This window comes from Ruegeria sp. I1 (assembly GCF_056532675.1).
In genome coordinates, this window is the sequence record NZ_JBQFNM010000001.1 from 87,111 (window position 1) to 102,642 (window position 15,532).

The 15,532-nt window shown below is 57.3% G+C and carries 9 protein-coding genes; 5 read left to right on the forward strand and 4 right to left on the reverse strand.

Annotated features, from left to right (window positions below; all coding sequences use genetic code 11):
• Positions 1 to 61: 61 nt before the first annotated feature.
• Genes ACR0DH_RS00460 through ACR0DH_RS00470 form a run of 3 tightly spaced genes read right to left on the reverse strand, consistent with a single transcriptional unit; the run spans position 62 to position 2,466 of the window.
• A complete protein-coding gene (locus ACR0DH_RS00460; protein ID WP_480541923.1) occupies positions 62 to 793 on the reverse strand; it encodes an amino acid ABC transporter ATP-binding protein in 732 nt (243 codons plus the stop codon).
• Entirely contained in the window at positions 790 to 1,647 is an 858-nt protein-coding gene (locus ACR0DH_RS00465; RefSeq protein WP_480546344.1) for an amino acid ABC transporter permease, read from the reverse strand. The genes ACR0DH_RS00460 and ACR0DH_RS00465 overlap by 4 nt, the downstream gene beginning before the upstream one ends.
• Positions 1,648 to 2,466, reverse strand: a complete 819-nt coding sequence (locus ACR0DH_RS00470; RefSeq protein ID WP_480546346.1) for an ABC transporter substrate-binding protein — start codon at positions 2,464 to 2,466, stop codon at positions 1,648 to 1,650.
• A gap of 195 nt (positions 2,467 to 2,661) precedes the next feature.
• Here ACR0DH_RS00470 and ACR0DH_RS00475 point away from each other — a divergent pair, with 195 nt between their 5' ends.
• From ACR0DH_RS00475 to ACR0DH_RS00495, 5 genes are all read left to right on the forward strand, one after another.
• Entirely contained in the window at positions 2,662 to 3,543 is an 882-nt protein-coding gene (locus tag ACR0DH_RS00475; protein ID WP_480546348.1) for a LysR family transcriptional regulator, read from the forward strand.
• 85 nt (positions 3,544 to 3,628) lie between these two features.
• Positions 3,629 to 5,332 (forward strand): NAD(P)H-dependent oxidoreductase subunit E, encoded by a 1,704-nt coding sequence (locus tag ACR0DH_RS00480; protein WP_480546350.1) that lies wholly within the window; start codon positions 3,629 to 3,631, stop codon positions 5,330 to 5,332.
• 14 nt (positions 5,333 to 5,346) lie between these two features.
• Positions 5,347 to 8,130, forward strand: a complete 2,784-nt coding sequence (fdhF, locus tag ACR0DH_RS00485; RefSeq protein WP_480546352.1) for a formate dehydrogenase subunit alpha — start codon at positions 5,347 to 5,349, stop codon at positions 8,128 to 8,130.
• Between the two features lie 260 nt (positions 8,131 to 8,390).
• Positions 8,391 to 9,287 carry a LytTR family DNA-binding domain-containing protein gene (locus ACR0DH_RS00490; protein WP_480546354.1) on the forward strand — a complete coding sequence of 299 codons (897 nt, stop codon included), beginning with the start codon at positions 8,391 to 8,393 and terminating at the stop codon, positions 9,285 to 9,287.
• A gap of 1,128 nt (positions 9,288 to 10,415) precedes the next feature.
• A complete protein-coding gene (locus ACR0DH_RS00495; protein ID WP_480546356.1) occupies positions 10,416 to 11,378 on the forward strand; it encodes a porin in 963 nt (320 codons plus the stop codon).
• Between the two features lie 79 nt (positions 11,379 to 11,457).
• Here ACR0DH_RS00495 and ACR0DH_RS00500 read toward each other — a convergent pair whose 3' ends face one another.
• Positions 11,458 to 15,456 (reverse strand): translocation/assembly module TamB domain-containing protein, encoded by a 3,999-nt coding sequence (locus tag ACR0DH_RS00500; protein WP_480546358.1) that lies wholly within the window; start codon positions 15,454 to 15,456, stop codon positions 11,458 to 11,460.
• Positions 15,457 to 15,532: the final 76 nt, after the last annotated feature.

Here is a 15,532-nt window from a genome sequence, read left to right on the forward strand (position 1 = left end):
AGTCTCGCAACGGGCATTGCGATTGGTGCTGAGATCACCCAGCGCATCATGATGCATAGGGTCATAGGACGCGCGACAGAAAGGCCTTGGTGCGCGGCTCGCGTGGTTGGGAAAACAGCTGTTCGGGTGTGCCTTGTTCCAGAATGCGACCTGCGTCCAGAAAACAGACCTTGTCTGCCAGTTCTCGGGCAAATCCCATCTCATGGGTGGCAAGCACCATGGTCATACCCTGCTGATGCAGGTCCCGCAGTACGTCCAGCACTTCGCCGACAAGTTCGGGGTCTAAGGCGCTTGTGATTTCGTCAAACAGCATGATCTGCGGCTGCATTGCCAACGCCCGGATGATTGCTACGCGCTGCTGCTGTCCGCCTGAAAGCTGATCGGGATAGTGCTGCATCCGGTCTTCTAGCCCGAAGCGGGCAAAAAGCTGCGTGACCTCTGGGCGCAGCTTGTCCCGGCTGAGGCCGTGCACGCGGCGTGGCGCAAGCATCACGTTCTCAACCGCCGTCATATGGGGAAACAGGTTGTAGCTTTGAAACACGATGCCAATCTGCTGGCGCACGGGCTGAGGATCCAGCCCGGGTTCCGATATATCCTTGCCGTCCAGCCAGATCGTGCCGTCGTCGACAGGCTCAAGCAGGTTCATGCAGCGCAGCAGCGTGGATTTGCCAGACCCGGACGCCCCGATCAGGCAGACCATTTCCCCTTCGGCCACATCAAGATCGATGCCTTTGCAAACCTCATGATCACCGAACCGTTTGCGCACACCTCGTAAACTCAGCTTCGCCGTCATGTTCGCGCCCGGTTCTGTTTGTTCATGAGGTAATCGGCATAGCGTGTTGCGGGGATGGTCAGCGCAAGGAAGATCAGCGCGGCCCCTACATAGGGTGTGAAGTTCGCATAGAGCGATTTGTAGACCCCAGCCTGACGAAACACCTCGACCGGTCCGATGAAAGACAAAAGCGCCACGTCTTTTTGCAGCGCGATGAACAGGTTCATATTGGCAGGCACCACGTTGCGGATGGCCTGCGGCAGCACCACGAAGCGCATGGTGTCTTGCGCGCTTAGCCCCAGCGAGGCCGCAGCAGAGCGTTGCGACTGGTGGATCGAATCGATGCCGGATCGGATCACCTCGGCCACATAAGCCGAATACACCAGAACCAGCGCCAGGGTGCCCCAGATATAAGGGCTATTCCATGGCCGCGGTAGGCCCAGCCCAGGGACGCCGAAGCCGATAATGTAGATCACCAGAACCACAGGCAAGCCGCGGAAAATGTCGGTATAGGCGATCCCGAAAAGGCGCAAAGGAAACAGCGCGGGTGCGCGCGTATCCCGGCAAAGTGCGATCATCAAACCCGTCACTGCGATCAACGGTGCGGACCAGGCAAAGATCATCACGTTCAGCACAAAGGCTTCCAGCAAGCCGGGAAAGGTCGCTGCAAAGACCCTGCCGTTGAAAAAGGCGCGCTGAACAGCCTCCCAACCGGGGGCAAGCGGGATCAGGATGATCAGCGCAAGGACCACACTGACCGTTGAGATCAGGGCGATACGGTTGAAGCGTCGCCTGACCCCAGCCTCATAGAGCTCGCGGCGTGTTGGGCCCGAACCTTGGGGTTCGGGTGGATTTTGTAGTGACGCGTCGTTCATTTACTGGATAACCGGAACTCCGGTGGCTTCGGACAGCCATTGGGTTTCGATGGCGGCAAGCTCTCCGCTATCAACCAATTCCGAGATGGCAGCGTTGACGCATTCCTTGAGTGGATTGCCGTCCTCCATCAAAAGGCCGAATTGATCAGGGCTTTCTGATTGATCGGGTGAAAACTGCCCCAGCAATGCCCCGTTTTCAACCACGACCGCTGACAGATACAAGGCCGTGGGCAGATCGTAGAGGGCAGCATCAATCTGGCCGGCCATGATCGCGGCATTCACATCTGCATTGTCATTGTAAAGCAGGGGATCACTTGCGGGCTGAATCACGTCATTCAACATCGGTATCGCGGTGGTCGTAGCGACTGCGCCCCATTTCAGTCCCTTCAAGCTGTCCAGCGTTGCCTCGGCTCCTGCATCCACCACACCTTGCGTGGTCAGAACCGCCATTGCGGACGTGTAATAGGGCAGGCTGAAATCGACCATCTCTTCGCGCTCGGGCGTGATCGAATATTGCTGCATGTTAAAATCAAAGTTCTTTGCCCCGGGCTGGATGGCCTCGTCAAAGCTGGTGCGCACCCAAGTGACACTGTTGGCCTCAAAGCCCATCTTCTCGGCGATGGCGTAGGCAACGGCAGCTTCAAACCCTTCACCACTTTCGGGTGCGTCATTCATCACCCAAGGATAATAGGCCGGGTTTCCGGTGGCGATTGTCAGCGTGCCATCCGTAAGGGTCTTACCTGTCGCGCATTCCCCTGCGGCAAAGGCATGGGTCGAGGACAGAATGACGGCTAATGCCGTACCCGCAATCAGTTTCATTAAAGCATCTCCCTGGATATTGTTTGCGCACAGGTTCTTACGGACGCACGTATTTGTCTAGTGTGTCCCGATATGGAATGCCCGTAACATCGGTCTGATGGAACAGCTTGCTTATGGCTTGAACGCATCATGCATTCCGCTCGGGCGCAGAGCCCGCTAGTGTAAGGGGCAAGCCATGATCCGAGACTGCACTACATGATTGAAATCCGCGACCTGCAATTGCTCAGCGCCCTTGCGCGGCATCGTCACTTTGCCAAGGCGGCCGAGGAATGCGGGATCTCGCAGCCTGCGTTCTCGATGCGAATCCGAAATCTTGAGGATCGGCTTGGCGTCTCGATTGTACGTCGCGCGAACCGGTTTCAGGGTCTGACCGAAGAGGGTGAGATGATTGTCCTGCGGGCCCGGCGTATTCTCGACGATACCAAAGCTTTGGAGCAACAGGTTCTGGCCGCAAAGGGCGAGATTACCGGGACGCTGATCCTGGGCGTGATCCCGACCGCCATTGCCTTTACGGGCCGCCTGATCAAGCGGCTGCGCGACGCGCATCCCCGCATCATCACACGGATCGAAACCATGTCAGCCACCGCCATTCAACACCGGCTGGATGAGGGCAGCCTGGACGCGGGCATCACCTATGGCGACAGTATCGGTACCGATCTGCGGCAGGTGCAGTCATTATACGAAGAAACCTATGTGCTGTTGGTGCCGTCGCATATGACCGCTGAAACCGACCCGATCCCATGGGCGCGCGTGGCCGAGTTCCCGCTCAGCCTGTTGGAGCCACAAATGCAGAACCGTCGTATTCTGGATCGAATTTTCGCGGACCAAGGTTTGCATCCGGATGTCGTGGCTGAAACCAGCGGCTTCACGGCCTCGATGGTGATGGCTCGTGAAGGGCTAGCGGCGACCGTTGTGCCACGGGTTCTGGTGCGTGCGCTGGGCGAACTGAAGGGTACAAAAGTGCTGCCCTTGGTCGATCCGGTGGTCAGTAAGCCGATTTGTCTGGCGACCCTGAGCCGAGATCCCGAATTGCCAACCATACAAGCGCTGCGCTCTGTGGTGACCTCTTTGCGGTGATAAGGTGTCGTTATCGTGCGATAGCCAAATGCGATTTGACGATATGCTGGTCTGATGAGACACGGGGCCTTAATCGGAGGGCATCATGGCACCATTAGATACCAAGCCATCAGGCGCACCAAAGGGCGTCTGGAAGTCAGGTAAAGGCAAAGGGCGGCACACGCCCAAAGGCCGTCAATTCTCGGACGAGGCGCAGGCCGAAATCGCGCGCCTGTTGGGCGACCGCCCGCGTCGCCGCGACCTGCTGATCGAATTTCTGCATTTGATTCAGGACGAACATGGCCATATCAGCGCCGACCACATCGCTGCGCTGGCGGTCGAGATGCGGATTGGACAGGCTGAAATCTATGAGACCGCGACCTTCTATGCTCATTTCGACGTAGTGAAAGAAGACGAGACACCTCCGCCCGCGCTGACGATTCGCGTCTGTGATTCTCTGTCCTGTGAGATGGCCGGTGCCCAGCAGCTGCAAAAAGCGCTGCAAGACGGACTGGACCCGTCCGAGGTTCGTGTTGTCCGCGCCCCTTGCATGGGCCGCTGTGACACCGCTCCGGTGCTTGAGATCGGCCACAACCACATTGACCATGCGACCCCCGAAAAGGTGCAGGCTGCAATTGCTGCCGATGACACCCATGCACATCTGCCTGACTACGAAACCTTCGCGACCTATGAGGCCGAAGGCGGCTATGCCAAGCTGAAAGAGCTGCGCAAGGGCGGCGATTGGGAGAAGGTGCAGGAAGACGTTCTGTCCTCGGGCCTGCGTGGTCTGGGCGGTGCTGGCTTCCCGTCGGGCAAGAAATGGGGCTTTGTTCGCATGAATGAAGGCCCGCGCTATCTGGCCGTGAACGGCGATGAAGGCGAGCCTGGCACGTTCAAAGACCGTTACTATCTGGAGCGCACGCCGCATGTCTTCCTCGAAGGCATGCTGATCGCCGCATGGGCGGTCGAGGCTGAGACGTGTTTCATCTACATGCGCGACGAATACCCGGCCGTGCTGGAAATCCTGCGTCGTGAAATCGCCGCGTTGGAGCAGGCAGGGATCGTCGAAGAAGGCTACATCGACCTGCGCCGGGGTGCCGGTGCCTATATCTGCGGTGAAGAATCCGCGATGATCGAGTCGATCGAAGGCAAGAAGGGCCTGCCGCGTCATCGTCCTCCGTTCGTGGCGCAGGTTGGGGTCTTTAGTTGCCCGACCTTGGTGCACAATGTTGAGACTCTGTATTGGGTCACCAAAGTGTGCCGAGAGGGGCCGGAATGCCTCAACAGTACCAAAAAGAATGGTCGCAAAGGACTGCGTAGCTATTCGGTCTCTGGCCGTGTGGCGAAGCCGGGTGTTTACCTGCTGCCCGCCGGCTCGACCATTCTGGATGTGATTGAGGCTGCCGGTGGCATGGCCGAAGGGCTAACCTTCAAAGCGTATCAGCCGGGTGGTCCTTCGTCGGGTCTGTTGCCCGCGTCGATGGATGACATTCCTCTGGATTTCGACACGCTGCAACCGCATGGCACCTTCATCGGCTCGGCCGCTGTGGTGGTTCTATCCGATCAGGACACCGCCCGCGATGCGGCGCTGAACATGCTGCGCTTCTTCGAAGACGAAAGCTGCGGCCAGTGTACGCCTTGCCGGGCAGGCTGCGAAAAGGCGGTCAAACTGATGCAGGCAGACAAGTGGGATCAGGACCTGCTTGAGGACTTGTGTCAGGTCATGGGCGATGCCTCGATCTGCGGTCTGGGGCAGGCGGCCCCGAACCCGATCCGCCTTGTCATGAAACATTTCGCTGACGAAATCTGAGGGGAGACAGAGCCATGCTAGACGCAAGCCCAACCAAGACCGTCACCTTCAACCTGAACGGCGAAGATGTCACCGTGCCTGAGGGCTGGACCATCTGGGAAGCCGCCAAGGGCCAGGGGTTCACCATCCCGCACCTGTGCCACAAGCCGCAGCCGGGTTATCGCCCGGACGGCAACTGCCGCGCCTGTATGGTTGAGGTGGAAGGCGAGCGCACGCTGGTCGCCTCGTGCATCCGCCCCGCCGCAGACGGTATGGTCGTTAAGACCGACAGCGACCGGGCCGAGAAATCGCGCGCCATGGTCATGGAACTGCTGGTCGCCGATCAGCCGGAAGAGGCACATGACGCCTCCAGCCACTTCTGGGACATGGCCAAGCTGAACGATGTCAGCGACAGCCGTTTCCCGGCGAAAGAGGCCGAGAAAATCCCTCTGCTGGATGACAGCCACGTTGCGATGCGGGTCAATCTGGATGCCTGTATCAACTGCAACCTCTGCGTTCGCGCTTGCCGTGACGTGCAGGTGAATGACGTGATCGGCATGGCCGGTCGCGGCCACACCGCGCAGGTGGTGTTTGACCAGAACGACCCAATGGGCGCATCAACTTGCGTGGCATGTGGCGAATGTGTTCAAGCCTGCCCGACCGGCGCGCTGATGCCTGCTACCGTGCTGGACGACCAGCAGAAGGGTGACAGCAAGGACTATGACAGCGAAACCGAAAGCGTCTGCCCGTTCTGCGGCGTGGGCTGTAAGGTCTCGCTGAAGGTCAAAGACGGCAAGGTGAAATATGTCGAGGGCATCAATGGCCCCGCTAACGAAGGTCGTCTGTGCGTCAAGGGCCGCTTTGGCTTTGACTACATCCACCACCCCCACCGCCTAACCAAGCCGCTGATCCGGCGCGAGGATGCGCCTGAAAAGGGGCTGAACGTCGATCCCGGCAATCTGGACACCCATTTCCGCGAAGCGACATGGGAAGAAGCGATGGATCTGGCGGCCTCCAAGTTGAAAACTCTGCGTCAGGAAGACCCGCGCAGCGTTGCGGGCTTTGGTTCGGCCAAATGCACCAACGAAGAGGCGTATTTGTTCCAGAAGTTCATCCGTCAGGGGTTCAAGCACAACAACGTCGATCACTGCACCCGTCTGTGCCACGCGTCGTCGGTGGCAGCCCTGATCGAGAACGTGGGATCGGGCGCCGTGACTGCGACCTTCAACGAGATCGAAAACGCGGATGTGGCGATTATCATCGGGGCCAACCCGATCGAAAACCACCCTGTGGCCGCGACCTACTTCAAGCAGTTCACCAAGCGCGGCGGCAAGCTGATCGTGATGGACCCGCGCGGTGTTGGCATGCGCAAATTTGCCGATGAGATGCTGCAGTTCCGCCCCGGTGCTGATGTCTCGATGCTCAACGCGATCATGAATGTGATCGTCGAAGAGGAACTCTACGACAGCCAGTACATCCACCGCTGGACCGAGAATTGGGAGGCCGAGAAAGAGCACCTGCGCCAGTTTACGCCCGAGGCGATGGCACCGATCTGTGGCATCGAACCCGATCAGTTGCGCCGTGTGGCCCGCACCTTTGCGCAGGCCAAAGCTGGCTTGATCTTCTGGGGTATGGGCGTCAGCCAGCATATCCACGGCACCGACAACTCGCGCTGCCTGATCAGCCTGGCGCTGATGACGGGCAATGTCGGCAAGCCCGGTGCGGGTCTGCACCCGCTGCGCGGTCAGAACAACGTGCAGGGGGCATCCGATGCCGGTCTGATCCCGATGTTCCTACCGGACTATAAGACGGTTACGGATGACAGCATTCGGGCGCAGTTTATGGATGTCTGGGGCTCGGATGACTTCTCGAATGAAAAGGGCCTGACTGTCACCGAGATCATCGATCAGATCTATGCGCGCAACATCAAGGGTATGTACATTCTGGGTGAAAACCCGGCCATGTCCGACCCGGATGTGAACCACGCGCGCGAGGCCTTGGCCAAGTTGGATCTGATGATCGTTCAGGATATCTTCCTGACCGAAACGGCGAACTATGCCGACATCATCCTGCCGGCCTCGGCGCTGTATGAGAAGAACGGCACCGTGTCGAACACCAACCGTCAGGTGCAGCGGGTGCGTCCGGCTGTGGCCCCTCCGGGGGAAGCGCGTGAGGATTGGGCGATCACCGTCGATCTGGCGCAGCGCATCGGGCTGAACTGGGACTACACGGATGTCTCTCAGGTCTTCAACGAGATGAAGCTAACGATGGAGTCTCTCGACAACATCACCTGGGAACGGCTTGAAACCGAGACGATCACCTATCCGTCGCTCAGCGAAACCGATCCGGGCCAGTCCATTGTGTTCGGGGATGGCTTCCCACGCACCGATGGCAAGGCCAAGTTCACACCGGCCAGCATCATCCCACCGGATGAGGCCCCGGATGAGGATTATCCGATGATCGCCACAACTGGCCGTCAGTTGGAGCATTGGCACACCGGCTCCATGACCCGCCGCGCCACTGTTCTGGACGCGGTGGAGCCTGAGGCGAATTGCTCGATGAACCCGCGTACCCTGAAACTGATGGGCATCGAACCGGGTGAGACGATCCGTCTGACCACGCGTCGCGGCTCGATCGAGATCATGGTGCGCGCGGACAGGGCGATTGCCGAGGATATGGTGTTCATCCCGTTTGCCTATGTCGAGGCTGCCGCGAACATCCTGACCAACTCGGCCATCGATCCCTATGGCAAAATCCCCGAATTCAAGTTCTCGGCGATCCGTGTCGAAAAGATTGAAGACGCCATCGCGGCAGAGTGATCTTAGGCAGCGATGAATCTGAAAGGGCGGTCCGATGGGGCCGCCCTTTTCCTAAGTGCCGCTACGTCACTCCCTGCTGCATTATTTTGGACTTTCTTTGCACCATTTGCGCCACAATTGTCTGTTTCTACACATCCCCGAATGCGAAAACGTCACAAGAACGCCTCCATTCGCCGCAGGGCAAGGAGAAGCAAAGGCATCAAATCTAAGGGGATTGCCCAAAGGGAAGGACTTGGGCGCGACCAGAGCAGCAGGGCGATATGACACTCAACGATGTGTATCTCAGACTGAAACAGGCCGACATTACATATGTCGTGCTACCGCGGGTGACGGTTCGTGCAACTTTGAACACCCTGCTCAGTTTCTTTCTGTCCAGGAATTTTATCTTATTTCTGGTGCCTTTGATGCTGTTGCTGATCGGCGCGACATCGTCTTTGTTTGCTGACCGGTTAAGCGGGTTTGGTCGTGCGGTTTATTGGTTGTCGATGTTGATCGGGTACATGGGATCCGCCTTTCTCATGATCCTGGTTCAAGCCAGCGGCAGCAGTTTTTTGGGCATCAAAAGATTCTTCTCGCCTGTCACATGTATTCCCGTGGCGCTTGGCGCTATGACGTTTGCCGAGCTTGCGACGAACTGGGTGCTTAATCTGTTTCAGACATCAGATTTCATGTATATGCCTATGCTCCTGCCGCAGTACCTGCTGATCGTCGGGATTGAGAGCATTGTTATCGTTTGGGTTTTGCCACCTTATCTGGACCGGCTAGGGGAAAGCGAGGGCCCAATCGAGGATACGCCCGAAAACAATGCGACCGGGGTGGTGACGGCAAATGGTCAGAGCTTCCTGATCAAGGACATCAAGTTCATTCAGGCAAACCAGCACTATGTGACCCTGCAACTTGATGATCGTGAAGTGCTGGTGCGCTCTACGTTCAAGGGGATTCTGACCCAGCTGCCCACGGCGGCAGGGTTGCAGGTGCATCGTTCGTGTTGGGTTGCCAATTCCTGCGTCGACATCGCACGTAGTTTGAATGAGATCGGACATGTCGTGCTGTGCAACGGTGAGAAAGTGTCCGTTGCCCGCAGCCGCACCGGTGCGGTACGCGATTGGTTGGCAAGCCTCGCCTGCTCCGAAGGGCTGCAGAGCGTCGGAGCTTGATCACGCGAAGGCCACAACTCTGTTCGGGTTGGGTTTGAAGGGCGGTCGCGGATAAATGAACACCTTCCCGCGTTTCTCGCTAATTGAGATAGCGGCACGCAGGAAGGTGAACGTATCAAATGCTTGAATGCTGAAACGGTTTGTTAGTACCACTTTCGTTTCCCCCGATTTCGGATTTAACCCCCTCCTTCATCAGGCATTACTCGTCACCAAACACACTGGTTAAATGCGCTGCAACAACCGCAGCACGCTACCTCTTCGAATATATGTCTGAAACAGGCAACGAGTTTGGTACGAAACGTCGAAAATTCGAAACGAATGGGGCCTGCAGTTCATGTCGCACGAGTTGCGGGCGCAGTGCAATTCGCGACATGTTCTTTAATTCTTAGATTCCAAGTCTTTAATTTGTTTCTGGCCGCTAGGAGTTCATCACGATGATCGAGATAACCTATTCTCGTTTCCCAAGGGTTTAGGCGTCAACAGTTCAGCCTCTATTCGTTTGTCGCCCTGAATCGCGTATGATTTGAGGTCTATAGACCGCTCCAGATCAGTCTCTGGGGGCCCATCATGGTTGTTGGTCTTTTCGGGATTAGGAATGTTCAGCTGGACACCCCGTTCCGCTCGAATGTCGGGCCTCATCCATACCCGTTCAAAGTGGCAGCGAAATCGTCCAGAACAACGTGGTGCCAACTTCGGTGCAGGCATCACATGCTACTTGCCTTGGGTGCATTAGGTATCAGAAAGAAACTTTACAAGGGCTAGGCTGGATCACAAATATTTGAGTTTTGAAACTGTGGCTTTTGGGACGTGTGCCCCGGATCCGCGCAAAAGGCTCACTACGCTGTTCGGCTACGGCACTGCGAAGGTCTAGAGACAGGCACATGGAGTATATACTCAGCGTTAACAAAAGTTTACCAAGTTCATAAGCCATGTTTGCGTACCGCCTAGTAAACTCAAAAACGCCCCTTTGGTGAGGTGTTTTGCCGCCAAAGAAGCCCGCGTAAAGGCAGGTAAAAGGCAGCGCTTGATAAAACTATTCTGAGCATCTTGTGAACTGAACTGATCTGTTCGATTAGGGCTCGAGCGAAATTTCATAGCTCGCCTATTCACACATTTACGGAAAACGACATGAAACATGTTCTCTTCGCAACAACAGCGCTAATCGCGACTGCAAGTGTCGCGGCAGCAGAGGTGAAATTCAGCGGTTATGGCCGTTTTGGTATCGGGTATCAGGAAGATCGATCAACCGACTCGAATGTGAGTGACACAATTCTGGTTTCCCGCTTTCGTCTAAACATCGACGGGGATGTGGAAACTGATACCGGGGTCAAATTCTCGGCGCGGGTTCGATTGCAGGCCGATGAAGACAGCGATACCGGCGAGGCAAACACAGCCGGTTTGAACGGTGCCCGCTTCTCGGTCATCTTTGGCGGTCTGCGTGTCGATGCGGGCAACGTCTCTGGCGCGTTTGACAACTCGGACCTGTACTTTGGTAACGAACCGGGTCTAGAGGAGTTTCTGGGTCAATATTCTGGTGTCGATTACGATTTCCTGGAGTATTCATCGACCGGCGCGGGTTCGAATGCGGTGTTCTTCCAATATGCGGTTGGAGACTTGGCCTTTGGTGCGTCCTATGACACCGATGCCATCAATGGCGCAGATCGCTGGGACGTCAGTGCGACATACATCTTCGACAATTATTCTGCCACAGTGATCTACGGTCAGACCGAAGCCGTTGCTGGCGGCGACAAACAGGATCTGATTGTTCTGGCTCTGGGTGCTGAGCTCGGAGACTTTAGCGGAACACTGTTCGTTGGACGTGATGGTGACACGCCGGTCAATGATTTTGGAGAAGATACCGACGGCACTGTTTATGGTGCGTCGCTTGCCTATAACCTTGGTGCCGCCACCACCATTACAGCGGCTTACGGTGATGGTTCGGCCGAAGGTGACACGCAGCAATATGGTGTTGGCGCGATCTATGATCTAGGCAACGGCGCAACGCTGCGCGGTGCAGTTGGTCGAGAAAAGGTCGGTCGTGCGGGCGAAGCTCAGACCATCGCTGACTTTGGTGTTCAGTTCAACTTCTGATCGAACCCCAGATTGCAGGAGAAAGGCCGGTTTTTGGATCGGCCTTTTTCCTATTGGCAACTTTGCTTCAAGTGAACCTTCAGTAGTCACGCTCGAAGAACAGACCAATCCCGGTTTCACCGCGTCCGTCTACAGTCCCCCGGACGGTGAAGTTGTCGTTGATGTCCAAGTTCAGGTTCACCTCGGTATCTCCCTCGGTGTTGACGGTGAAATCCGTGTACAGATTGTCCCCCAGATAAGCACCGGCGCCCAGACGGCCTGCGCCGCCTTCGGTCGCCCCGATATCGACTGAATCCACACCGGTGGATTCACGCAACCCTTTGGTGGCATCCCCCCCGGCACCGCTTAGCTGTGCCAGAGATGCTGCCATCTGCGCGATGACAAACGGGGAAAGTTCCGAAAAGCGATTTCCAAACAGAAGCATGGCCAAGGCTTCTTCGGCTGGCCGCTCGGGGTCGGAAAAGACATCAACCTCTGGCGCATCCAGCGGACCTGCGATCTCGATCGTTGCGGTTCCATCGGGTGTGCTGGCTGAGGAGGCGAACTCGATATACGGGGTCAGATCGCCTTGCAGCGTTACGATCCCTTTGGTCAGTGCAAGGCGGCGTCCCAATATGTCGAAATTCCCCCGGATCAGTTCGATTTGACCCGATGGCACGACAGATCGCGTGGTGCCGCCAATAGCGATGCGCCCGCCCAGTTCAGCATTAACGCCGCGCCCGCGAACGAACACGGCTTTGGGTGCAGACAATATGATGTCCAGCGCAATTCTGGAGGCGCTTTGGCCGGATTGGTCTTTTGTGACCAGCTGCGCGCGCTCTCGGGTGATGTATTGCGCACGGCTTTCTCCGATATGAGTGATCTCGGGGATCGGGGCAGCGCCAACTGCGCCAGAGGCTGCTGCAAGATTGATATTGGTTTCTTCAAAGATGATCTGCCCCGCCAGGCTGCTGTTCCCGGCCAGGGCCCCGGTCATCGCGATCTGGCCGTTTAGCTTGGTCTCGTACAGCAATTGATCCGTTAAAACGAGGTTGTCCAGCCGCGTAGTGATCTGTGCATTGAAGGGTGGTTTCAGATCGACCGGCCCTGTGACGGAGAATCCACCACCGGCACGCATGCCACCGTTTAACGAGATCGTGGCGCGGCTTTGCGCCAGATCGACCGATCCGCTGATCCCAGTCACTGTTTGACCTGCGCTGGGAATCGCGAAGGATGTCCCGGATGTGGTGATCGACCCCCGCAGCGACTCCAGCGCTGGCTCCCCTTGCAACGCAAGGTCGAATCGGGCCGAGCCATCGATTTTGTTGGGTGTGAGGAAGACGTTGGCGATCCCCAGGTTGAGCCCGCCCTGAGCCCTCAGATCAGCAGTGCCTGCGGTCTCGTCAAACGTCCCGGCCACGGTGCTGTTGATCCCCGCAGGCCCTTCGGCTTTGGCATCGATGGTCCAAACGCCCTTGGCTCGTTTTGCATTGCCGGTCGCGGCAACTGTCCCGGGGAAATCGGGTGCAAAGCGTTCGATCCGGTTTAACTTGGCATCAAAATCCAGATCGGCTGCGCCATCTGTGTCGACCGTGCCTGTCAGACTTGCATACGAGCTGTCGGGTCCTTTTAGGTTGAGCTTTCCCTCCAACCCCGAACCGGTGGGGGCAACATTGCCACCCAGGCTCAGCGGGCCGGATAGTGTGTTTGAAAGCCGTCCGAGATCGTCCAGCGCAGCAGTGAAATTTAGCCCACCCGCATCGCGGCTCAGTTGGCCCGATGCATTCGCAGATAGGGCCGTGCCCTGCAGGCGGAAGGTGCGAATGTTCAATCCTTCATCACCGTTCAACGCGTCTACGTTCAGGGTTGTTCGGCCCTGAACCAGCCCATCCAACTGGTCGATTCCGGTGCGGATATCGTCCGCTGCAACTGTGCCCTTAACGTCGAAAGCCTTGCTGCCGACAGCCCCATTTCCTTTAACGTTTGCATCAACGGAGCCGCCCAATTCACGCTTGGCCAGTCCTGAAAAGAGTGACAGGTCCGGGATGTTCAAGCTAGCCTCTCCGTCGACCGCAACCTCTCCGGTCGGATCGTCGATGGTGGCGGCGACTTGACCAGAGACAGCTTGGCCATTCACCGTAGCCTGCCGGATCGTGATCTGATCTTGCGACAGCGCCCCGTCAAACACGACCGAGGTTTCACCGCTCAGCAGCGGATCAATCTCGTCCATTCCGGTTTTGATATCTCGACCTGTGACGCTTGCGGTGCCATCGAATTCAAGGGTCTGTACTGTTCCCTTGCCATCCAAACTGGCCTGTAGCGACCCGCCTAGGTCCCGCTGCGCCAGCCCTGAGAAAACGGACAGATCACGGGCGGATAGTTTGACCTGACCATCGATGGACAGATTGCCATCAGGTGTTGTGACGGTCCCGTCGGCCTGCGCCCGTGCAGCGTCCGCGATCAGAGTGAAATCGCGCAACGTGATGCCATCTGTTCCGCGCTTGGCGTCCACGGTTATCGTTGTTTTGCCCTGAATAACCGGGTCGATATCATCACGCCCGGTGGAAAGATCATCGCCTTGAACCTCAAGTTTACCGTCAAAGCTCCCCTCTAACGGGGAACCACTGCCTGTCAGCCGTGCCGACACCTGACCCCCAAGGTCCAGTTTGGCGAGGTCGGAGAAACGGGACAGATCGGTTGCATCCAGCGTGGCTGAGCCGTCAATTTTCAAACCGCTGGTCAAGCCGCTGATCAATGCGTCAACACCCAGTGTGTAGTCGGTCCCGACCAGCTCAAACCCCGAAAGGTTCAAATTTTCATCGGTGCTGTAGTCGAACAGCCCGTCCAGCGTGACCCGATCCCCCAGTGCGCTGTTCAGCGCGGGGTCTTCCAGATCAATACCGTCAAGCGCGGCCTGAACATCACCTTCAACCTTGGTTACATTCCCCTGTTCCAACGAGCCTTGCGCGGTAATCTGCGCTCGGTCCAAGGCGATCTGTGGGGACTTAAACGCGTCTGCCGTTAAGCTCAGATCCCAAAGGTTGCCATTTGCCTGATCAAACAGCGCCGAAATCTGGGCCGCTTCGATTGAGGTTTCTCCACCCGAAGCAGGTAAGACAACGGTTTCGCCATTTGGCGGTGTAATCCGTCCTTGCAGCGCGGCCAGCTGCAGCGCCCCACCGGTTGCCAGTTCCAGCTTACCCTCCAGTTTCAACGCTTGTGAGGTAAAGGCCAGATCGTTGATGATCAACGCGCCTTCGGGCTGCGTTTGGCCATCGACCAACAAGCGTGTGTCCTGACCAAAGAAAACATCCATGTCATTGGCAACAAACGGGGTCATGTCGCCACTGATATCTGCAGTAAAGGCGATACCGTCCGCGGCGGTATCATCCACATCAGGGGCGGCGCGCAGCTTGACCTGTCCGCCAACACGTTGCTGGTTGTCGCTGCTCAGGCCGATATCGGCGGTGAAATCCGTAACCGGGCCCGAGCCCTTGGCGCTCAACCCGATAGGCGGGCTATCGGGAATGCGTAAAGCGGTGGAGATCAGACCGCCCGAGGCTTCGATTACGTTCAAATCCAGATCGATCTGGCTGCTTGAATTCTGGAATCCGGCTGAAAGCGTGATCTCATCCCCCGCGCGATCCAGCCGCGTGATATCCAGATCGGTATCCAGCGTCCCATCTGCCAAAGACAGGTTCCCGGTTACTTTCAGCTCTGCTGCGACCCCGATCAGCGGTTGCCCCAACGCCAATTCGTCAACACGGATTTCACCGATTTCAATCGAAACGGGCAGTTCCGGCAATTGAAAGGGTTGCGTTTCAGCCGAAGGCGGAGGGTCTTCGGTTGTTGTGGTGCCAGGCGCGCGTGCGACATCGATCTCCTGCGCGGTCAGGGCATTGACTGAAAACCGTCCTCGGATCAGGGCGAGGCGATTCCAGTCCAGTTCTGCCCCTTTGATGGTCAGCCACACCCCTTCGTCATCGGCGACCGAGATTTCCTGAATCGTCGCGCGCGAGCTCAGCGCGCCCTCTAGGCCTTTGACAGTGACGTTCTGGTTGTCTCCGGACAAAGTGTCCTGAAGAAAGCGTTCGATCATACTGCCTCCGTCGTCTTCCTGCGCACCTGAGGTCATCGGAACGGCGATGAGGGTACCAACTAGAAGTGGATATGAG